The sequence below is a fragment of the Paenibacillus taichungensis genome (genome assembly GCF_003287275.1).
Taxonomy (GTDB): Bacteria; Bacillota; Bacilli; order Paenibacillales; family Paenibacillaceae; genus Paenibacillus; species Paenibacillus taichungensis_A.
Window position 1 is genome coordinate 243,602 of the sequence record NZ_QEVW01000008.1, and the last position, 20,957, is coordinate 264,558.

General features: G+C 45.7%; 19 protein-coding genes. 16 read left to right on the plus strand and 3 right to left on the minus strand.

Annotated elements, in window-relative coordinates; translation table 11 throughout:
• The first annotated feature begins 318 nt into the window (after positions 1–318).
• The 9 genes from DC345_RS13715 to DC345_RS13760 all read left to right on the plus strand — a co-directional run bounded on the left by DC345_RS13715 (position 319) and on the right by DC345_RS13760 (position 9,480).
• Positions 319–939, plus strand: coding sequence for a hypothetical protein (locus tag DC345_RS13715; protein WP_113053572.1), 621 nt, complete (start codon positions 319–321; stop codon positions 937–939).
• Between the two features lie 302 nt (positions 940–1,241).
• On the plus strand, positions 1,242–1,685 hold the full coding sequence (locus tag DC345_RS13725) for a GNAT family N-acetyltransferase (protein WP_113053573.1): 444 nt from the start codon (positions 1,242–1,244) through the stop codon (positions 1,683–1,685).
• 64 nt (positions 1,686–1,749) lie between these two features.
• Complete coding sequence (locus DC345_RS13730) at positions 1,750–2,349, plus strand: maltose acetyltransferase domain-containing protein (RefSeq protein ID WP_113053574.1); 600 nt, start codon at positions 1,750–1,752, stop codon at positions 2,347–2,349.
• A 22-nt stretch (positions 2,350–2,371) separates the two neighbouring features.
• Positions 2,372–3,160, plus strand: coding sequence for a nucleotidyltransferase domain-containing protein (locus DC345_RS13735; RefSeq protein WP_113053575.1), 789 nt, complete (start codon positions 2,372–2,374; stop codon positions 3,158–3,160).
• 104 nt (positions 3,161–3,264) lie between these two features.
• Positions 3,265–4,143 carry an EamA family transporter RarD gene (gene rarD / locus DC345_RS13740; protein WP_113053750.1) on the plus strand — a complete coding sequence of 293 codons (879 nt, stop codon included), beginning with the start codon at positions 3,265–3,267 and terminating at the stop codon, positions 4,141–4,143.
• Between the two features lie 368 nt (positions 4,144–4,511).
• Positions 4,512–4,814 (plus strand): AbrB/MazE/SpoVT family DNA-binding domain-containing protein, encoded by a 303-nt coding sequence (locus DC345_RS13745; RefSeq protein ID WP_017687001.1) that lies wholly within the window; start codon positions 4,512–4,514, stop codon positions 4,812–4,814.
• Positions 4,811–5,146, plus strand: a complete 336-nt coding sequence (locus DC345_RS13750; protein ID WP_113053576.1) for a type II toxin-antitoxin system PemK/MazF family toxin — start codon at positions 4,811–4,813, stop codon at positions 5,144–5,146. Before DC345_RS13745 ends, DC345_RS13750 begins: the two co-directional genes overlap by 4 nt.
• 298 nt (positions 5,147–5,444) lie before the next feature.
• Entirely contained in the window at positions 5,445–8,600 is a 3,156-nt protein-coding gene (locus DC345_RS13755; RefSeq protein WP_113053577.1) for a GNAT family N-acetyltransferase, read from the plus strand.
• A 1-nt stretch (position 8,601) separates the two neighbouring features.
• Entirely contained in the window at positions 8,602–9,480 is an 879-nt protein-coding gene (locus DC345_RS13760) for an amidohydrolase family protein (protein WP_113053578.1), read from the plus strand.
• A 168-nt stretch (positions 9,481–9,648) separates the two neighbouring features.
• Here the strand turns inward: DC345_RS13760 and DC345_RS13765 are convergent, their stop codons facing one another.
• Together DC345_RS13765 and DC345_RS32185 are read right to left on the minus strand one after the other, a co-directional pair.
• Entirely contained in the window at positions 9,649–10,605 is a 957-nt protein-coding gene (locus tag DC345_RS13765; RefSeq protein ID WP_113053579.1) for a phosphotransferase family protein, read from the minus strand.
• A gap of 176 nt (positions 10,606–10,781) precedes the next feature.
• Positions 10,782–11,798, minus strand: coding sequence for a DUF5050 domain-containing protein (locus tag DC345_RS32185; protein WP_258530652.1), 1,017 nt, complete (start codon positions 11,796–11,798; stop codon positions 10,782–10,784).
• 260 nt (positions 11,799–12,058) lie between these two features.
• On the opposite strand from DC345_RS32185, the gene DC345_RS13775 reads away from it, so the two are divergent.
• A complete protein-coding gene (locus tag DC345_RS13775) occupies positions 12,059–14,116 on the plus strand; it encodes a methyl-accepting chemotaxis protein (protein WP_113053580.1) in 2,058 nt (685 codons plus the stop codon).
• A gap of 172 nt (positions 14,117–14,288) precedes the next feature.
• Here the strand turns inward: DC345_RS13775 and DC345_RS13780 are convergent, their stop codons facing one another.
• Positions 14,289–14,663: an iron-sulfur cluster biosynthesis family protein gene (locus DC345_RS13780; RefSeq protein WP_256336612.1), complete on the minus strand. Its 375-nt coding sequence runs from the start codon at positions 14,661–14,663 to the stop codon at positions 14,289–14,291.
• Between the two features lie 85 nt (positions 14,664–14,748).
• Between DC345_RS13780 and DC345_RS32190 the strand changes: the two genes are divergently transcribed.
• The 6 genes from DC345_RS32190 (at position 14,749) to DC345_RS13805 (ending at position 20,826) form a co-directional block, all read left to right on the plus strand.
• Positions 14,749–14,874 carry a hypothetical protein gene (locus tag DC345_RS32190; RefSeq protein WP_258530653.1) on the plus strand — a complete coding sequence of 42 codons (126 nt, stop codon included), beginning with the start codon at positions 14,749–14,751 and terminating at the stop codon, positions 14,872–14,874.
• 37 nt (positions 14,875–14,911) lie between these two features.
• Entirely contained in the window at positions 14,912–15,940 is a 1,029-nt protein-coding gene (locus DC345_RS13785; RefSeq protein ID WP_113053581.1) for a LacI family DNA-binding transcriptional regulator, read from the plus strand.
• A gap of 184 nt (positions 15,941–16,124) precedes the next feature.
• The gene (locus tag DC345_RS13790) at positions 16,125–17,384 is read left to right on the plus strand and encodes an ABC transporter substrate-binding protein (protein ID WP_113053582.1); all 1,260 of its coding nucleotides are present in this window, start codon (positions 16,125–16,127) and stop codon (positions 17,382–17,384) included.
• 101 nt (positions 17,385–17,485) lie between these two features.
• Positions 17,486–18,373, plus strand: coding sequence for a carbohydrate ABC transporter permease (locus tag DC345_RS13795; protein ID WP_063565348.1), 888 nt, complete (start codon positions 17,486–17,488; stop codon positions 18,371–18,373).
• Positions 18,366–19,211 (plus strand): carbohydrate ABC transporter permease, encoded by an 846-nt coding sequence (locus DC345_RS13800; protein WP_113053583.1) that lies wholly within the window; start codon positions 18,366–18,368, stop codon positions 19,209–19,211. The genes DC345_RS13795 and DC345_RS13800 overlap by 8 nt, the downstream gene beginning before the upstream one ends.
• Positions 19,212–19,293: 82 nt before the next feature.
• On the plus strand, positions 19,294–20,826 hold the full coding sequence (locus DC345_RS13805) for a glycoside hydrolase family 30 protein (protein WP_309304333.1): 1,533 nt from the start codon (positions 19,294–19,296) through the stop codon (positions 20,824–20,826).
• Positions 20,827–20,957 lie beyond the last annotated feature (131 nt).

Genomic DNA, 20,957 nt, shown 5'->3' on the forward strand with positions numbered 1-20,957 from the left:
CAATAAGTGGCTATATTAATAAAGTATTACCCAGTAAGGATGGACCGGATCTATATCATTATCTGCCCATTGTGATCACTGTGTTAATTTACTCGTGTTTCATTCAAAGAAAAGAAAGAATTTTTATAGAAAAAATTTCATTCAGTTGTCTTCATATTCTGATTGCAATACTAAGCTGCATTTCTTCTCTTATCGTTATAATGATGATTCAATTCCGAATGATGTAACTAATAAATCATTGAACTAACGGGCAGGTTAGTTCACCGCACTAAGTATACTAAAGGGCAGAATACTACGAAGCTTAGGAGGAGTAGGAAGATGATTCGGGGTGTAGTTATCGAAGGGATGTCTACTGTAGGAAAAACATCATTATTTTCTGCTATAAAGAGATTACATAGTCAAACACCGAATAGTGAAAAAACTATAGTTGCAGTAAGTGAACACTATTCACAAGTATTGCATTCATACCAAGGTGTTTTAAGATCCATGGATAAGGATGAACATATTTCACTTCTAAGTCGACATGTTGATTATCTTGAACAACAATACGATTGGATTAACTCTCTGGGTCATTCCAAACCATCCAAAGGTATATTTTTTCTTTTAGAGAGGTTTCATGTAAATCATAGAGCCGCATTTAAAGCCTCTCCTGAGATTGAGTTGCTTGAGAAACGTCTATTCATGATGAATGCACATTGTGTACTCTTAACCTTGACCCCGGATGCAGTTGAGCCAAGGTATATTGTAAGTCGCGGTGAAGCTTGGAAGTCATATGTAATGGGAAATTCTACTACTCCCCAAGTATGTGAAACGTTTTTAGATAATCAAGAAAATCTTCGAATGGCTACGAAACAATCATTGATTCCAACTTTAGAGATTAACACAGATGAAGCAGACTGGGATGCTTATGCGAGACAAGTCCTTACGGATTTACGTTAAGATCCGGAAGATGTTCGAAGACAACGCTGAGCAATATCACGTCTATATCGAAGGGCTTGAGGAATCTAAGTTGGACGAAATGATCGACTACGCGAATCAAAACGGGGTTCCCTTCCGGACATCCTGTTGCAGGTTCTCTTACATGGGCAATATCACCGGGGACAGATCAATCGGGCACTTCGGATCGAATCGGCAGAGCCTGTCCGAATCGATTACATCACGTTCGCGAGGCTCTAACGGGCAGGATTGCTTCATCAATTATCGAATGCTCTAATGAACATTTCTATTAAGGGAGAATAGGCATGGAAATTAAGATACGAGAAATTGCAGCGAATGATTATACTGAAGTTGTTTTTTTATGGAACGATGTGCTTGAGATTCGCACTGTTAATGAGGAAAATTTTCGAGCTACTACAGAAAAAATGAATGCGGCCGGGGATTACAAAACATTTGTTGCATTATTTGAAAATGATGTGGTTGGTTTTGTAACTATAGTTCAGGCATTATCCATAGGGGTTCCGATTGGTTATTTACATATACAAGCTCTGGCCGTTAAAAAGGAATTTCAGCATCGTGGGGTCGGTACCAAACTATTAAGACACACTGAAAATTATGCTAAAGAATTCGGAATATCTAGTATTATTTTATGCAGCGGATTCAAGCGAGCTGAAGCCCATGCATTTTATGAGCATAATGGTTATGATAAAGATTCATACTGCTTTGATAAGGCTATTAAGTTTGACTAATATGTAAATCAACTTTTGAAGTTCCATTTGAAAAATACAAATATGTAGAAAGGAACGTGAAAAAATGACACAGCGTGAAAATATAAAAAATGGATTGTTGTTTACAGACATGGGAGAAGGCTTGCCGGAGGAACGGCTTAAGGGAAAAGAACTGGTATACGACTTTAACCAAACGAGACCGTCCGAGGTGGCCAAACGTGAAGCATTGGCTAAGCAACTTTTTGGAAGCTTGGGCATAAATTGCTGGATTGAACCACCCATTCACTTTGCCTATGGCTCTAACACGTTTATTGGTGATAATGTCTATGTAAATTTCAATCTTACAATCGTGGATGACACAACGGTTACGATTGGCAATGGAGTCTTATTCGCCCCTAATGTTACGATATCTACGACCGGACATCCCGTCGATGCAGAGTTGCGTGCAACAGGGCAAATGTATGCATTTCCCGTTGTTATTGAAGATAATGTGTGGATTGGTAGCGGTGCAGTCATTAATCCGGGTGTAACGATAGGAAAGAATAGTGTAATAGGCGCAGGCAGCATCGTCACGAAGGATATTCCGCCAAACGTGGTTGCAGTAGGCAATCCCTGCAAAGTTCTGCGACTAATTACGGAAGAAGACAAAACGTACTATTATAAAAATCGGAAGGTGCAACCATAATTTCACGTTAAAGGGGCTATTCATGATGTATCCACATCACCAAACGGCTATTCAAACGATTACCGACAAACTCAAGGTTAAGGAAGAAATCTTGGCTGTCATTGTAGGCGGGTCCGTTGCGCATGGTTTTGCAAAAGAAGATTCGGATATAGACCTTATGTTGGTCGTGTCGGATGAGCATTATCGTTCGTTATTAGAAAGCGGGGATATTCATTACCATGAAACGGAGTCAACACCTTATGATGGCGGCTACGTGGATGGAAAATACACCTCGATTTCGTACATTAAAAAAGTAGCCGAATCTGGCAGTGAACCAGCTCGCTTTGCCTTCAAGGATGCAATAGTGAGTTATAGTGAAATAATCGGCTTAGAAGAGTTGGTACAAGCGGCATCACGCTATCCGATTGAGCGGAAAAACGAAACGATGGAAAAGTTTCATGCGCAATTTGAAGGCTGGAGATGGATGTTCTATGAAGGGTTAAAAAAGAACGAGCCTTATGTAATTGAATTTTCAGCGACTAATTTCGTTTTATTTGCGGGGCGGCTCATTTTGGCCTATAACGAAGTTGTCTATCCTTATCATAAATGGTTTATGAAAGTGCTGGAAGGCGTCAATAACAAACCCAATGATCTTCATGTAATCATAAATAACGTACTTAAAGATAAATCGAAGGAAAGCGTCGAAGTTTTATATGAGTGTGTCACACAATTTCATCAATGGCCTCAGTCAGAGAAAGGATGGCATATTCGATTTATGCTGGATAGCGAACTGAACTGGATGACCGGACATGTGCCTGTAGCTGATCTTTAATACCATAACAGTTATCGGACCGTTCATTATTTTCCTTTACTTGAAAGAGGTTCAAGACGTATAATCCGTTGAGACATCAGAGCAAGAAGAGGGGAAAAATGATTATGAATAACGGGTTGGTCAACGCTATTATTGCGTATATCATGTGGGGGGTTCTCCCGCTTTATTGGAAGTTGTTTAGTGACGTGCCAGCAGGCGAAATTCTGTCGCATCGGGTCGTGTGGTCATTCGTTTTCATGGGTATTTTGGTCGCTGCCCAGCGGCGCTGGGGTGATATAAAGCGAATTGCAACTAACCGCTCGCTCCTGCTGTCGCTCGCCGCCAGTGGTCTGCTGATTGCTGCCAATTGGCTTATCTTCATCTGGGCAGTCAACAACGGCCATGTCGTAGAGACAAGCCTTGGCTATTATTTAAATCCGTTACTGAATGTGCTGTTAGCGGTTCTATTCCTTCGTGAGAAGCCAAACCGCGGTCAATGGCTTGCGATTGCCATCGCTGGCGTAGCGGTTCTTATCATCGCGATTGACTATGGACGGTTTCCGTGGGTCGCGATCTCGCTGGCTGCGTCATTTGGCTTGTACGGCCTGGCGAAGAAGAAAATCAAGCAAGATGCTTCAATAGGTTTATTCTCGGAGACGGCTGTAGTCCTGCCTGTCGCGCTTGGCTACTGGATCTATTTGGCGGTTGTGGGTAAAACGACGGCGTGGACGCTGCCTGCGCCGACGTTCATTGAACTGCTTCTTTCCGGTGTAGTCACGGCGCTGCCGCTGCTCTTTTTTGCGCGAGCAGCTGCCCGGATGTCGCTGTCAACGCTCGGCTTTGTTCAATACATCGGGCCGACAATCATGTTGTTACTGAGCATATTCGTATTCAAGGAATCGGTCTCGCCGGTTCTACTCGTTGGTTTTGCGCTCATCTGGACAGCGCTCGTCGTATATGCTACAGCATCGATTCGCGGCACGAAACTCGCAAAGGCGAGCTGATGGCACAGGACCCCGGTATCATCAAAATGGCTCTTTCCGTCCGATATGGCGGAAAGAGCCATTTTTTGTTTGTAGTGTTATCAGGCGTACCTGAGCGCACTACGTTGGAACGATAGCTCCATAAAACAGAGGCAGTCTGGACTTTATTTTTTCATCTAAGGCTTACAGCTGTTTTTTTTGTTGGGGATGATCTAGGAACCCTCGTTTAGACCAAACGAGGGTTCCTAGATCATTTTGCTTTATATCAATGGTATATCTATAGGTAATCATAGGCTTTACAATCATTATTTTACGGTAGAAAGCAATGTATCCTTTTATTGTTTTATGTATATCATATGGATATACAACTGTAGAGAGGTGAGGTATAATTGGAGCATCAATCAAACGAAAGGCGTGGGATTGCCATGACTACAGCCACACTTAGCAAATGGGGAAATAGCAGTGCAATTCGCATTCCTAACCAATTGCTTAAGCGTCTTAATCTGGAAGAAGGCTCGGAAATTGAGATTTTGGTGACAGAAGATAATGAATTGTTGTTGCGTCCAAAAACCAAGCCTGTAGAGTCCAATGAGGAACTACGTAACCATCTAAAGACTTTGCTCTCTAAAGTGAAACAGGATACAAGACATGAAGAAATAGACTTTGGCACTGAAGGGAACGAGTTACTTTGATTATTCCCAAGCGAGGCGATCTGATATGGCTTGACTTTGATCCTCAAGTGGGTCATGAGCAAGCCGGGAGACGACCGGCTATTGTTCTATCGGAACTTGAATTTAATGAAATAACGGGTTTTGCCGTTGTATGTCCCATAACGAGCCAAGCCAAGGATTATCCTTTTGAAGTTACACTACCAGAAGACCTGCCATTTTCAGGTGTTGTTTTGACGGATCAGTTGAAGAGTCTTGATGTGCGGCAACGACGTATCCAAATTGCGGGGCATGCCGAACCAACCTCTGAATTTATGAAATCAGTTCTACGCAATGTCCGTTCTATATTGGCATAATTGAAGATTATTAGCTGTTCGTATACCTAAATCCACGTCTAACTCAGAGACGTGGATTTTTTCTTTCATACCTAAATTTATTCGTCCATCACTGACACTTCGAACAAGAGCATTCGAATGGCATCTATAAGTTGAAAAGAAAGATTTTAATCCTCTGAAAATGTTTCCATTTATAGTATGATAAGACTATCGCTAGCTTCTTCAAACATGGCCTGTATTATCTCTGCGGCTATCGGGCAAAGGCCATATCGAATGATCACGAAGACCATCCTATAGATAAAGATAAGGAGATCCAAATATGACAGTAACTTCGATTATGGAACAAATCCGCATTATCGAATACGATCCCTCCTACGCTGCCGCAGTCGCTGATATGTGGAACCGCAGCAATGAAAGTTGGGGAGGTGGAACCAACCAGAGAACAGAGGATACCGTTCGCCGGGAGATGGAGAATTCGTCCAATCTTCATGTATTTCTTGCCGTTCATGAGAAAGAGGTTGTTGGCTTCTGTAGTTTTGCCCACTACCGCTATGACGAGAATGCCCTGTATGTACCGCTGTTGAATGTGCGCCCCGATTATCACGGCTACAAAGTCGGACGCAATCTGATTCTGAACGCTGTTCGCAAGACCGTGGAAGCGGGATGGCCACGCCTGGATCTGTTCACGTGGGCAGGTAACACCAAGGCTGTACCAATGTACAAAAAATGCGGGTTCTTCTGGGAGAAAAAGGATGATAATGTGCATCTGATGAACTTCATCCCGACCATTTTGCAGACGGAAGCACTTGCTCCCTATTTTGAGGAGCTGGACTGGTACGCAGACAGCACTCGCGAACTCGTCATTGAACCGGATGGCCGTCGGGAGCGTGGTTTCGATTTCTTTGATTATTCCTGGCAAAAAGGAGATATCTCCTTGCGAGCCGAATTCGAGAAGTCTGGTCGCGGGCTGACAGCTCTTGAAACACCGGATTACGAAATTTCCACAGAGATCGACGATCATGACCTCGTATTTGGTTCCGCATACAAGGTTCGCTACCGGATCACGAACCGCTCAGCATCCGAGCTGAAGTTCGAGATCAAGGGCCAGGACAACAAAAATATCCGTTTTGCCCTGGACGATGCAAGAGCGGTTGCTCCGGGAGAAACGGTAATCGTGGAGGGCGAATTCTACCTTGATCCGGTTCAGGAGGAGCAAAGTCAGAATAAGACCCATCCCGTTGTCGCGAGCACATGGCTGATCGGTGGCAGAAAAGCCGAGTTTCGTATGGGTGTTGCCCCGAAATTTCCGGCCAAGATCGACACGGCGTTGCCCGTAAAAGAGCTCTATACAGGCATTCCTGCTGAGCTATACCTGAACGTGGAGAATAATTTTGATTCCGAAGCAGTGTTCACTTTTGACTTGCCAGAAGAAGAATTCCTGGAGTGGGCAGAACGTTCGGTGAGCCTTACGGTCCCTGCAAAAGGCAAAGCATCTGTACCCGTAGCCTTCACTTTGCGTTCGTATGGTCTCTATTCGCGAGAAGTAATGGTAACGGCTGTTCCGACGGATAGACAGGCGGTTACTTATACAACCAAGCTGTCTGTGTTAATGAAGGGGACAGAAGGACGTTATGGCGGGGAGAACGGAGACCAGTGGATAGCTGTAAACGGCGCATTCTCTCTCCATATGAACAAGCAGGATAATATTATGTGGATTGAATACCCTGGGTCACGGCACTCATTCTGGTGGACCTATCCGAAGCTGGGCAAGCCGTACGCAGAAGAGCTGTCCAAGAAACAAGCCAGAGAAGTAAACATCTATCCGGAGGGAGAGCGGCAGATTTTCGAGGCCGTTTATGACTCGGAGGATTTCCCTGGCTTACACATCAAGTCTGTCGTCAAGCTGTCTTCAAACGGAATTGCCGAATTCCATCATGAGATTGAAAATACACGAGGCACAGCATGGGAAGAGGATATATTCCTCATGAACAATTTTGGATTTTACGGAAACGGATTAATCCTTCCTTATCAGGGCCGATTCGTAGATATGAGTGATGATTATGCAGGTGATCCGAACCACTGGGATAGTGCACAGATTACGGAGAACTGGCTGTTCTGCAAGGAGGAGTATGGTGCGTGCGGCATCTATTGGGATCCTTCCCTCAAGCTGATTCGGCCGGAATACACGCTCGGATTGCAGCATGAGATCGGACGCCTGGAGGCAGGGGCTGTGGGACGAACCAAGGAAACCGTGTTTGCCCTAAACACCTTTGCCAAATGGTCGGATTTCCGTGCGTTTGCCCGGAAGCAGCATAATCCGATTATCCCGTTCCTGGATAGTCACCTTGATTTGACACTGAGTGGTGGTGATCCATTTACTCCGGAAGCGCTAAAGGTGGAGTTGACCGAACGTAAGCTGGTTCCGCTCGCTGGCAAGCTGGAACTATATGTTCAGCAGGGTGGCGAACCGGAGTACTTGGCAACGACTACGGAATTCAATTCGGAACAGCAGTTGGATATGGCAAAGGTGGAGTTCATCCCTGAGAAAACGAATCTTCATGAAGCGCACAAAGGTGGATGGAAGGTCCGTGGGGTATACCGTGGGGAGGATCGAATTCAGGAGCGAACAGCCCTCTGGTTTCCTCAGAACGGAACAGATGTTGAGCGTGTGAGCGAAGAAGGTCCAACGGGGACTTTGTATACCGTGAACAATGGTGTATTATCTATTTCTGTGGCTCCGAACTTCGGAAGCGTTGTACACTCTCTGAAATATCTGGGGGAAGAATGGCTGGATAGCTCGTATCCTGAACCAGCACCACGTTCGTGGTGGAATCCGTGGTACGGCGGACTGGGTGTGGGCATTCCGGGCATGAACGGCTTCAGCCGCCAAGCGGAACAGAGAAACGCTTCATGGACAGAGCACAAGGATCAATCCGGCAACGTCTGGAAGGGAATCAAGCTGACCACCCGAATTGAAAAACATGAAGCCAATCGGGGTATAACTATTAATCAGCACTATCTGATGCTGCCAGGCGTTCCCGTGCTCTGTACGTTGATTGAAATGACGAACGAAAGCGGCCTGCTGCTGACAAATTACTCTCTTGCAGAGGAGCGTTTTATTCAGCCTTCACCTGTGTTTACGGAAGGTTGGATAGAGCAACCAGGTAAAGATCGATTCCCTCTAGGCAAGGTGGATGTTGGCCTGCCACTCGAAAATCTTTTGCGAGTAGGATCGGTTTCGCGTAAAAATATGCTGCATGCGGTGAACCGTTACCCGAATCAGAGTGCTTGGGCATTTGCCAACAACCAGGTGACGGGTCTTAATGTGAATCATCATCTGACACTGTCGAATGGGGAAACGGCCTGGACAGAGCCGACCTATCTGACCTTGGGAGAAATCCCTCTGAATCCGGAGGATGTACGTGGCCTTCTGCGGCTAAACTTTGCAACTTCAAAAGGTGAAAAGGAGGCTTAACATGCCGATTATTGACATTCACATTCATCTGTCGGACATCGACAGCTTTCATCGAACGGCGATAGATTTATCGAAAGTGGATTATTCTGCCGCTGGCCTCAAGGCGGAGTTTGATAAGAACGACGTTATTCTTGGTATCGGAATGGGGGTTACGGAGCAGACGAAGGGAGCATTTCCGGATTCCAGCTCTCCCAACCCGATGGGACTTGATTTGGAAGAAACGGTTCCGTCATTCCTCATGGAATGCGTCGGCATCAATCCAAACCACCTTGGTGGTGAACACGCTCAGGACGAGCTGGACCGGATTGAAGCACGATTACAAGCTCCTGAGGTAGCCGGAATCAAACTATATGCGGGGTACTATCATCACTACGTGTATGACAAGATCTACACACCGGTCTATGAACTGGCAGCCAAGTATAACGTGCCTGTGGTCATTCATACGGGCGATACGTACTCCATGAATGGATTGCTTAAGTATGCACATCCGCTGACCGTGGACGAATTAGCCTTTCAACAGCGCGGCGTGAATTTTATGATCTGTCATTTGGGTGATCCTTGGGTGATGGAAGCCGCTGAAGTTGTGGCGAAGAACCCTAACGTTTATGCAGATCTGTCCGGCCTCGTTGTCGGTGATCGGCCCCATTTTGAACGATTTATGAACGAGCCCTTATTCATGGATCATTTCCGCCGGGCGCTGGTGTATTCGGATCATTACGAGAAAATGCTGTTCGGAACCGACTGGCCGCTTGCGCCGATCGATCTGTATGCAGAATTCGTCCGCCGACTTGTGCCGGAGCAGCATCATGAGAAGGTATTCTATGAGAATGCTTTTGGTTTATTTCCGCGCATTAAACAGCGAATTGCAGATTTGGGTTAAGCACCAGTTCATAATTTTGTGAAAAATGTAAGCCATGTAGGTCGTGGAAGCATACGATGTTCATGCTGAATCCTTATCATGTAAGCTCCTGTCACTTCTGGTGGCAGGAGCTTTTTTTTCGGCAAAACAGTGAATTCATCTTATGCTTAACCTGGAATAAGGAGGGGATTAGGAGAACAAAGGTTGAGTTACCATCTTCATATACTTTTTTAAATCGTCTTTTGCATATGAGTGTTGTTCCCATACCCCAAGGTTCCAACTCATATAGCGGATGCCAAGGTATCGGGATGCCAGGGAGAAATACTTTTCGAATTGATCTTGTGGAATATCGTATCCGTGGGAACTTAGGGCCTCCCGATAGATGTCTACTTGTCTCATATGGCTACAGCGTAGAGGAATATCGAAGAACAGGGAGCCGTACCTTGCTTCCTCCCAATCGATAAAATAGACATCCTCATTGTTATGTACCAGTACGTTTCCGGGATTCAGATCATTATGGATCATCGTATGCATATGTTCATCTCTGATTAGAACTTCAAGATCATCTACGATTGTACTGGCTACGGCTTCAATTTCTGATATGATCGGTAATCCAAATTCCGCAATGAATGCCGGGTTTTCTATGGCGGCGTTCCACGAAGGTTTCCAACGGTTTTCCATCATGTCGATGATATGATTTCGATCGACAGTGGGTATCCAGGGCATTTCTTTTTTTAACCCCATATTCGTTCCATGTATGTAAGCCAGCGCTCGTAATTCTTTATTCTGAAGCAGATCCATATCCAGATGGCTATAATCGGTTTGGTAGTCCACATCCTGAATGCAGATCAAGCTGCGATCTTCAGTATGAGGCTCACTTGTTAGACTAAATGGCACATTCGCGCCTTGTGAAAATAATCTGGTCAATGCAGAGCGTTCTATGAACGTGGCTTTCTTCGTAATGAGAGAAATGTCTTTTTGCACTCCATTGACTAGGAATTCAATATGATGTCGAAGCAATTCCACGGCCTGAAGTCCCAATTGGATAGGGTTACTTTCCATGCTTAGGATGTGAGCATCCGATGAGACATACTGATTAATGGTTTGCTCTATTAATGCTTGTACTGTGATAGATTTCTTACTCATCTGATCGCTCCTTCCTTCCTGCCTATTCGTTAAGTTGCTTACCAAGCTTCGCTGTAATTACAAATGGCACAAGCACCTTATTGGTGAGCGAGCCCACTCGACAAGAGCGTGCCTGTGTTTCTCAGCAACGTCTCTATTTTGCTATTGTTTTTGTAAAAAACCTAATTACGGAATGTCTATGGATTCGATAGAAGCATAAAATTATTAATGAAGCCCTCTTTTTGAAGAAATATGGCTTCCACTTGTTGCGTTTTCAAATCATAGAAATAAATTCCTCGTTCCTGATTCACGTTTGCTTTTGTATTTTCTCCGAGGAAATAGAAACCCTGCCCGTCTTTGGACAAAAACAATCCACTCCTCGCTTTAATGGGAAGATCAATTTCGTTTCTTTCTCCTGTTTTAATATTAACCATACTATATTTAATTGGATTCTTGTTGATATGTTTTGCAGTGGCAATAAGAATTTGGTCTCCCCGTGTTGATAAAGTTAAAATTTGTTCCTCCTCTAGTTCAATAACCTTGCGTGTCTGTTTAGAGATTGGATCTATCTCAATGATCGTATGGTTTGGAGGAACCATCGGTGTTTGCGTTTTATTGGACTCCTCCATATGATTATATTGCTCCTCTTCAGAATATTGGATGGCATAGGATTTTCTTGTTTCTGGATCATAAGAAATATCCCATGTTGTTGTATCCGAATCATTTTCATTCAATATGGTCATGTCTTGAGTTTCTTTATCATAGAACATAACTTTGACAGGCCGTTCTCCCTTCTTAACAGCAGCCATAACCAAAGTATGATCAACGGTATCTGGAATAATTGAATTAATTGCAAATAAGCCTGAGCTTAATTGTTGAGTCGTTTGTGCCTGAATATCATAGGAATACAACTCGTCACCCTTATCTTTTCCTGCTCCTGAATAATAGATGGTGTCATTTGCTAAGGAAGCTACAGTTAAGGGATATTGTGAGGTATAAGGTAAATCAGATAGTTTAGTTAGAGCCTTCGTTTGGAGGTCGTATGTGTATACTCTCATGATCATACCATCATCGGTATCTGTTCCATTAACATATTCCGTGTTTGTAATTGAGAGATATTCATGTGCTTCTTCTTCTGGACTACACCCTGCAATGAAGAGAAGTAAAGTTATTACGACTGCAATAAATTGGTTGGGTAAGATCGTTCTTTTCATTATCTTTGCACCCTTTTCACTAAAAGAAACGATAGATGAATTCAAAGTGAATTATACCTTTATTTTACAAATTAAGTCAATTAATAAAATATAATACTAGTTACATATAGTTCTATTTATATATAGATGAATATGAGCTATTAAAAAACATTTTCAGTGCAAACGTTTTTCCTGCTGAACAATTAATCGATATCTACCGATATAAAGTTAACCCATACAATATTGCACACAATCAAGGATGAAATGGAAGGTGGATTCATTTGGTATTCGCAAAGGCGAGAGAACGCATGATTAACATGTCGTTCAGAGTCAAATTGCCGCTAATGATTAGTTTACTGGTAACCCTCGTATTGGCGGTAACTGCGGTATTATCTTACTCTGTAGCAGCAGTCATTACCCTCGACAAAAGCAAGGATGAGATTAAAGCAACCTCTGATCGGATTGGTGCGGGCTTGTTCACTTCACTAACGTTGGAAGAACAGTCCACATTTCTAATTACAACACATCGCACATTCCAGGACCTGCTGGAGATTCGAAATAGCGAAGGACAGAATGATGATGTTTTTTTCTCGGAAAATAGTGAACTCGTGGATAAAGCCAACGGGATATTGGCAGACAGCCTCGCAGGGATGGAAGGCAACAGCAATATCATATTGCTGGACCGGAATGGCATCGTCGTTGCAGCGAACGATCCTGAAGCCCTAGGGGGAGAACGTGCAGATCGTGCGTATTTTCAACAGGCGGTTCAAGGCCAGAATGTAATTAGTGAAGGGGTTATCTCCAAGTCACTGGGTACGCTGGGTACCGCTTTTGCAATGCCGATCTACGATGAAAACAAACAAGTGGAGGGGGTACTCGTATCTACCGCATCAACCTCGTTCTTTGTTGACCAGCTTCAGAATATCAACATTAATGAAGAGGGAAAAGTCATTATTCTGGACCGCGTGGGTACAGTGATGTTCAATTCGGCGGATGAGAAGATGGCGGGGCAGAAGCTGGAGTCTGGTGAATATCAGTCACTGATTGATCTGCCTTCTAACGAGCAGCTGCAACAAGGCGATGTTAGCACAGAGGACAAAGTCGTCTTTTATTCCAAAATTCCAAGATCAGATTGGACTATCATTGTTGAAGATAAACTAAGTGATGTGCAGAAGCCATTAGGGACAATGGCGAAAAAGATGTATATCGTCTTGTTCAGCGCGATTGCGGTGTCTGTCATTGCTGGAATACTGATCTCCCTGCTGGTTACCAAACCCATTACAAGACTAACAGCATTGTTTAGACAACTTGCAGACGGGGATCTGACAGTGCAGGCTAAGGGCAAATATAGTGGAGAATTCAAACAACTGGTGGACAGCTTTAACACGATGGCGGCGGGCAACCAACAGCTGATTTCCAGTATGAATCATTCCATAAGCGTACTGAAAGCAAGTACAACCGAACTGGATCTTTCCACCCAGCAGACCTCGACCTCCATTGCCGAAACCACGACAACGGCGTTTGAAATTTCACGAGCCATGGAATCTCAGGCCAATGATACGGAAGCCATCGTGGATAAATTCATGAACGTGGGCAATAAAATTGAGAACGTCAATGAGATGTCACAGTCGGTGAAGCTCAAGGCAGATGAGATCACGGATGCATTCAAGAGCAACCATGAGGTCATTGACGCTTTGATTGCGGTGGACGAACAGAACGAGGCCGAAGTAGCCAACATTTCCAAAATCACAGTACAGCTGGCCGAAAGTTCCTCCGGCATTCACCAAATCACAGGTACGATAACCGAGATTGCGAATCAGACGAAACTGCTTGCACTTAATGCCTCTATTGAAGCCGCTAGGGCAGGCGAGCATGGGCGTGGCTTCGCCGTAGTTGCATCGGAGATCCGCAAACTGGCGGAGCAGACCACAGCCCAATCGGAGGATATCAGCCGGATTGTGATGCAGACGATTGATCATGTCGAGCAGAATAACCGGAGTGTACAAGCCATTGAGGCGATTGCAGAACAGCATAAGAGCAGTGTAGGCCAGACCAAGGAAACGTTCAATTTTGTCACCCAAAATATGAATGAGATGATGGATCAGGTTCAGGCTATTGCCTCTGAGATTGAATCCATTGAACGCGATAAGGATGACGTTATTGGATCTGCTCAGAACTTGTCTGCTTCGGGTGAAGAAGTGTCCGCATCCGTAGAGGAAGTTACCGCGACGATGGAGGAACAGTCAGGCATGACCGAGCATCTGTCAGAGATGGTACAGACCATCGATGGATTGACCAAACAGCTTGCAGAAGCATCATCCCGATTCAAAACAAAGTAAATAAGCGCATGATGTCGTTAGACAAGATCCGGTATGCTGCGATTGGTCCTAGAGATAACTTTCCAGTCGCACAACTGGTGCAGGCCATACAAAAACAATCAAAGAACAAACCTCCCGCCCGTTAAGTTTCAAGGGTTGAGAGGTTTTTTCGTAGGTCCATATTTTCTAACTTTTATCGTACGAACCAACTGAGCGGCTGCGGCGAAGTGTCTGCGGTATCCCGAAGATCATGGGCTTTGACATGATTGCCGTATATCATGGAATCACTGCTCAATCGGTAGGAAGGGAAACTGTTCTCTGATTGCAGGCGAAGGCAAGGCTCGAAATAAATCTGTTGCTGTTTGTTGATAAGGAAAGGAAGCGAATCGGATTCAATCCGAATGTCATCACTGTCCGGCTCGTTAACGATCAGAAGCACAGCAGTACCATCACATCCGCATCCATCGGTGTCATAAAACAGCTTGAAATAGCCCGGCCGATCTCCCAGCATCGCGTTAAGTCTTGATTCTGCCAGCGGACTGACCTGAATGATCATAACGTCGTTCACACTCCTCTAATCACCTTATGAATTCGCTTACAATCTAATATATGGATCAATGGTGTGAAATAGAAGGGAAAGCAGGCTGAATCCGATGAAAATTACAACTTTGCTGGATCATCCAATCGAATGGTCCGATTACTTGAATATCATCGGTGGAGATGCTGTGATGGAGCCTCGGAATGAAACCCATTTCATCCCGATTCCTTATCTGGTATGATAAGCAGGAATATTAGAGAAAAAGGATGGTTCCACATATGACATCGATTACCATATATGACATCGCCAAAGAAGCGAACGTATCCGTATCCACGGTCTCCCGTGTGCTGAATGATACGGCACCTGTGCGTGCAAGCACAAGGGAGAAGATCATGTCCATCATTGAAAAACATCAGTTCCAACCCAACGCGCAGGCGCGCAGTCTGATTAAGAAAGAGACGGGAACCATTGCAATCATCCTGCCAGACATTACGAATCCGTTCTTCCCGGAAGTGTTTTGGGGGGCTGAGAACGAGGCACGTGGATTAGGATATACATTCTTCCTGTGCAATACGGCCGGGGATTACAACCGGGAGTCCGAGTATCTTTCCATTTTGCGTGAGAAGCGGGTAGATGGCATTATTTTTCTCGGTGGGCGAATTAACATGCAGGTCTGTCCGGATGAGATGGCTCAGGAATTGATTGATATGGGCAAACGCATGCCGATCGTACTGGTCAATGGCAATATTGCCAAAGGCGGATTCCATCGGGTGTACACGGATGAAGGGGCCGGGGCTGTTTTGGCTGCTGAACATTTACTCGAACTGGGACATCGGGATATTGCTTTTGTAGGCGGTTTGAAGGAGTTGTCCACCACGATGGTTAAGGTCAAAGCCATTCAGAAAAAACTGCGTGAGCATGGACTCGAAATTCCGAAAGAGCGTCAACTGCTTGGAAGCTTCTCCATTGAAGATGGCAAACGGGAGATGTCTAAGCTGCTGGACCGTGGAAACCCTCCAACTGCGGTGATCTGTGTGAACGACTACACGGCGATTGGTGCGATTAAGGCTACCATTGAGCATGGCTTATCGATACCAAAGGATATTTCCATTGTTGGTTTTGATGATACACCGCTCGCCAGTGCCGTTATACCAGAACTGACGACTGTGTCCCAGAATACGTATCAGTTGGGCAAGCTGGCGGTGGACAAGCTGCATGAACTGATTAATCAGGGTAATCCGAAGAAACAGACCATTTTGCAACCAGAGCTTGTTGTCCGCCAAAGTACTGGCCCCGCACCACGATAAATGGAGAATGTTTGAAAAAGAAAGCGTTGACATTCCTTCGGAGGGTGAAATATAATGAGGTCGTGAATGAAACCCCTTTCATAAACTGGAACGGGTTTTAATTTTAAACGTTATGAAACCCATTTCATGAAACGGGTTTCAGTTGTCTCTGATCTTCCATTCATATTTCAAGGGGGCGCACGGTATGAGAAAAAGTTTAAAGGTCATTTCGTTATTGATGCTGGTCATGGTAATGGGGCTAACAGCCTGCAGCAAGGGTGACAGCGGTGCAGCTGGCGGTAAGGTCGATCTGAGCATGACGATCTGGGGCTCAGAGGACGAGAAGAAGATTTACCAGGAGAGACTCGACATTGTGAAGCAGACCTATCCCGAGATTAATGTGAAACTGAACGTCGTTGCCGGGGACTATGACCAAAAGGTTCAGACAATGATCGCCGGAGGTACCGCACCGGACATCATGATGATTGCCGAGAACTATCAGGCGTACGCCTCCAAAAACCAAATTGTTCCGCTGGATGACATGATTCAGGCCAACAATGTGAACATGTCAGAGCGTTATTCTGACGACATCGCCAACCTGATGAAATTCGATGGTAAACAGTTCGGAATGCCTGACCGCGCAGGAGCAATGGTGCTTTTTTACAACAAAGACCTGTTCGACAAGGCCGGGGTGGAATATCCAACCAAGGAATGGACCCAGGAAGACCTGCTCGCTGCTGCTCAGAAGCTGACAGTGAAGGAGAATGGCAAAACGGTTCAATGGGGGTACTACCCAGGCAGCTGGTGGCCACAATGGATGCAGTTGATCTACCAAAACGGTGGTTCCCTGTTCGATGAGAGCGGCAAACCAACCTTTAATACCGAACCTGTACGTAAAGCACTGCAATTCATGAATGATCTGACTTTCACGCATGGTGTGGGACCAACGCCAACGGAGATTGCCGACATGGGAAATATCGGTGCTGACCCATTGTTCGCCCAGGGCAAGATTGCGATGGAGACGACGGGATTCTGGAATATCGGTTCACTTGCCAAGGTGGAAGGCATCAATTGGGACATTTCTCCGATATGGGGTGAAACGAACGCGTTCTTCAATGGCTTCACAATTACGAATGCGTCCAAACATAAGGAAGAGGCATTCAAAATCATAGAAGCGCTGACCACACCAGAAGCACAATTACCGATGATCAAAGCGGGCCAGGATGCTCCGGCAACGAAAGCAGGCCTGTCCAGCGATGAGTTCCTGAATGCAGAATATGGCGGCAAGAAAATCAACATGGCTGCTTTCAGTGAGTCCACCATTTATGCCGAGCCGTTCAATCCGCAATGGAATGAAATGATGAAGCTCATTAACGACAAGCTGGGTGTCTACTTCAACAATAAAGCCTCACTGGATGATACCGTGACTGAAATTCAGAGTGGACTGGAAAGAATCTACAAATAGAGGTTGTTCACATGCATAAATAGCATCGACAGAGGACAGGCGGAATTCGGCATGAATGAATCCGAGTTTCGTCTGCTCGCTTCGTTATGGGAGGGCTTAACGTGAGAAAAAAGGACGGGAAATGGTTTTATATCTTCATCTCGCCTTGGCTGATTGGATTTCTTGGACTTACCCTGGGTCCGATCCTGTTTTCCATCTACATGAGCTTCACCAATTGGGATCTGTTCCAGTCTCCTGAATTCATCGGTATAGACAATTACAAAAACCTGTTGACCGATGACCCGATCTTCTGGAAATCCGTAGGCAATACCTTCTTCTACGCACTAATATCGATTCCGCTGGGCATGTCCATCTCGCTCTGGATTGCGTATTACCTCAACAAAAAAATCAAAGGTATTACTTTCTTCCGCATCCTGTTCTATCTGCCATCTGTCGTTCCGGTGGTTGCAAGCTCACTGCTCTTCATCCATCTGCTTGCACCAACGGAAGGTTTGATTAACCAGGCGCTTGCCATTTTCGGCATTCAAGGTCCTGCTTGGCTGCTTGATCCGAACTGGGTTAAACCAGCCTTGATCCTCATGTCGCTATGGGGCGTCGGGGGCGGCGTGGTACTGCTGCTGGCGGGTATGAAAGGTATTCCTCAGGAGCTGTACGAGGCCGCCGCCATCGATGGGGCGAAGAGCTCACAATCGTTCTTTCACATTACATTTCCGATGCTGACTCCCGTCATCTTCTTCAATCTCGTCACCGGGATGATCGGGGCGCTCCAGACGTTCGCACAGGTATTCATCGTTACAGCAGGTGGACCGGACAATGCCAGTCAGATGGTTGTTCCTTACCTGTTCCAGAATGCGTTCCAGTTCTACAAAATGGGATATGCATCAGCCATTGCCTGGGTGCTGTTCATCATCATCATGGCGTTGACCCTGGTTGTGTTCCGTTCGTCGGCGCTATGGGTGCATTACGAGGAGGGAAAAGCAAATGAGTAATCCATCCACTGTAGAGAAAACGATATCCTACATTTTTCTGATTCTGGTCGGGGTGCTGCTGGCTTCCCCTTTCCTGTACATGATCTCCATCGCACTGGCGAGTGACGCTACAACCGTGAAATCAGCCTTTACCTTCATACCGCTCGAATTCCAATGGTCCAATTTCTACACGATCTTCACAAATAATAATCTGGGTACGTATTTGAAAAACTCAGTCATTATTACCGTCATTACCATTATCGGGTCGGTGTTGTCAGCTTCGGTCGTATCTTACGGTTTCGCTCGGATCAAGGCGAGAGGCAGTCGGTTCCTGTTCGTTGTACTGCTTAGTACGATGATGATTCCGGGCGAGGTGACGATGGTGCCGCAGTTCATCATCTTCCGCCATCTGGATTGGATCAATACATTCTATCCACTGATCGTGCCGAGTTTTTTCGCCGGAGCATTCAACGTATTTCTCATTCGGCAGTTCGTCATGAGTATTCCAAGGTCGCTTGATGAAGCGGCGATGATCGACGGTATGGGACATCCGGGAATCTACTGGAAGATCATTATGCCACTCACCTATCCGATACTTGCCGCCATCGCCATTTTCTCGTTTTCCTACAACTGGGGGAACTTCATGGGGCCGCTCATTTACATCAATGATCCGGAGAAAATGCCACTGGCACTCGGTGTTCAGCTTCTGACCACGGTCGGTGGCGGACAGATGCCGCCATGGAACCTCGTTATGATTGCTTCCCTGTTCCTGACCATTCCGATGGTATTGGTATATCTGTTCGGACAGCGTTTTGTCTATGAAGCGAATATCAGTGGCGGCAGCAGCGGGATCAAGTAACGGGAGGTGAACGCAGTGTTGAAGCCAGTTGTGAAAACCAAGAACCGTCTACATCGCACATCAATAAAGGGCTGCATGAACTATGGATAACAACAAGGGCCCTTTCAACAATGACAACAATACTCATCACAAGCAGCGCAGGTGGCGCAGCCGGAGTTACATCCTGATGGGTGTAGCCCTGATCGCGCTCCTTGCGGGAGGAGGGATTATCATCAATCATTTTGCCAATGAATCATCCAAAACGGTTGCATTCCAAGGTGAGCCGATACATCTGAAGCTGGAGCAATCCTATGATCATTTTGAAGGCTGGGGTACGTCGCTTGCGTGGTGGGCCAACGATCTTGGAGGATGGAAAGATCAAGCAAAGGTCAGTGAAGTCTTGGATCTGGTGTTTGATGCAGAGAAAGGGCTAGGTCTGAACATTGTTCGCTACAATATTGGCGGCGAGGAGAATCCCGACATGAAGGCGCTTCGGCCCGGAGGAGATGTTCCCGGTTTTCAGCCTGAACCCGGCGTGTGGGACTGGGAGGCAGATGCAGGACAACGTGCCGTATTACAAGGATCTCTGGAACGTGGGGTCAACATTGCCGAAGCGTTCTCCAATTCACCCCCTTACTGGATGACGATCAGTGGCTCGGTTACGGGTGCTGTAGATGGCAGCAACAATCTGCGAGAGGATCAGTACGATGCATTTGCCGATTATCTAACCGAGGTCGTGAAGCATTATCGCGATGAGTGGGGCATTACATTCCGTACACTTGACCCACTTAATGAACCTTCCTCGGATTGGTGGAAGAAAGGCAACATGCAGGAAGGCAGTCATTTTACCAATGAGAAACAGGCCGAGATTATCAAGAAGGTTGCTGCATCACTCAAAAGTAAAGGGCTGGACGGTACGGTCATCAGTGCTGCGGACGATAATAGCATTGACGAGACGGTGCACAATTTCAGCCTGTATGATCAGGATACGCTGGATGTGATCGACCAGATTAACACGCACTCCTATAATGGAAGCAAAATGGAAGAGCTGCGGATGTTGGCCGAGCGGTATGGCAAGAAACTGTGGATGTCCGAGTATGGGACAGGTGGCAGCGAACCGCATAGTCATGAGGACATGACTTCCGTGCAGGAGCTTGCGGAGCGCATCATGTTCGATCTGAAAATCATGCAGCCTTCTGCCTGGGTGTATTGGCAGGCCGTTGAAGATGAAGGTGCCAACAATAACTGGGGCTTCATACATGCCAATTTTAATGGAGAAGAGCAGTACGAGATGACAAAACAGTATTATGGCATGGCCCAGTTTACGAAATTCATCCGTCCAGGTGCAACGATTATTCCAACAGATGATGGGCGAACACTGGCTGCTTACGATGCAGAACAGAAGAGACTGGTGCTGGTGATTCGCAATGAGTTATCTGCCGGAACCACAGCATTTGAACTTGGGGAGTTTGACTACAGCAGTACTTCTACAGCACAGGTGTACCAGACGTCACCGGATCGCAATATGGAGCAGCTTGAAGATGTTCCGGTATATGCCAATGGATTGGAAGTATCGACTGTGGACAATTCTATCACCACGGTGGTATTGGAGGGCGTAACGTTGCAGGCGAACTGAGGGTCAAGCAATATATCATTTCAGATAAACCCTCACAGGATCACAGCGACCTTAAAGATGTTCTGTCATGAGAGTGCAGTGTAAATATGCATTAGTTGAACTTATAAAGTAGATGAATTATACAGGACATA

What these genes read in the sequence shown, in the direction of transcription:
- DC345_RS13715 (WP_113053572.1), top strand. Translation starts at nt 319, where the DNA reads ATGATTCGGGGTGTAGTTATCGAAGGGATGTCTACTGTAGGAAAAACA.
- DC345_RS13725 (WP_113053573.1), top strand. Translation starts at nt 1,242, where the DNA reads ATGGAAATTAAGATACGAGAAATTGCAGCGAATGATTATACTGAAGTT.
- DC345_RS13785 (WP_113053581.1), top strand. Translation starts at nt 14,912, where the DNA reads ATGACATCGATTACCATATATGACATCGCCAAAGAAGCGAACGTATCC.
- DC345_RS13760 (WP_113053578.1), top strand. Translation starts at nt 8,602, where the DNA reads ATGCCGATTATTGACATTCACATTCATCTGTCGGACATCGACAGCTTT.
- DC345_RS13805 (WP_309304333.1), top strand. Translation starts at nt 19,294, where the DNA reads ATGGATAACAACAAGGGCCCTTTCAACAATGACAACAATACTCATCAC.
- DC345_RS13790 (WP_113053582.1), top strand. Translation starts at nt 16,125, where the DNA reads ATGAGAAAAAGTTTAAAGGTCATTTCGTTATTGATGCTGGTCATGGTA.
- rarD (WP_113053750.1), top strand. Translation starts at nt 3,265, where the DNA reads ATGAATAACGGGTTGGTCAACGCTATTATTGCGTATATCATGTGGGGG.
- DC345_RS13800 (WP_113053583.1), top strand. Translation starts at nt 18,366, where the DNA reads ATGAGTAATCCATCCACTGTAGAGAAAACGATATCCTACATTTTTCTG.
- DC345_RS13730 (WP_113053574.1), top strand. Translation starts at nt 1,750, where the DNA reads ATGACACAGCGTGAAAATATAAAAAATGGATTGTTGTTTACAGACATG.
- DC345_RS13755 (WP_113053577.1), top strand. Translation starts at nt 5,445, where the DNA reads ATGACAGTAACTTCGATTATGGAACAAATCCGCATTATCGAATACGAT.
- DC345_RS13735 (WP_113053575.1), top strand. Translation starts at nt 2,372, where the DNA reads ATGATGTATCCACATCACCAAACGGCTATTCAAACGATTACCGACAAA.
- DC345_RS13765 (WP_113053579.1), bottom strand. Translation starts at nt 10,605, where the DNA reads ATGAGTAAGAAATCTATCACAGTACAAGCATTAATAGAGCAAACCATT.
- DC345_RS32190 (WP_258530653.1), top strand. Translation starts at nt 14,749, where the DNA reads ATGAAAATTACAACTTTGCTGGATCATCCAATCGAATGGTCCGATTAC.
- DC345_RS32185 (WP_258530652.1), bottom strand. Translation starts at nt 11,798, where the DNA reads ATGAAAAGAACGATCTTACCCAACCAATTTATTGCAGTCGTAATAACT.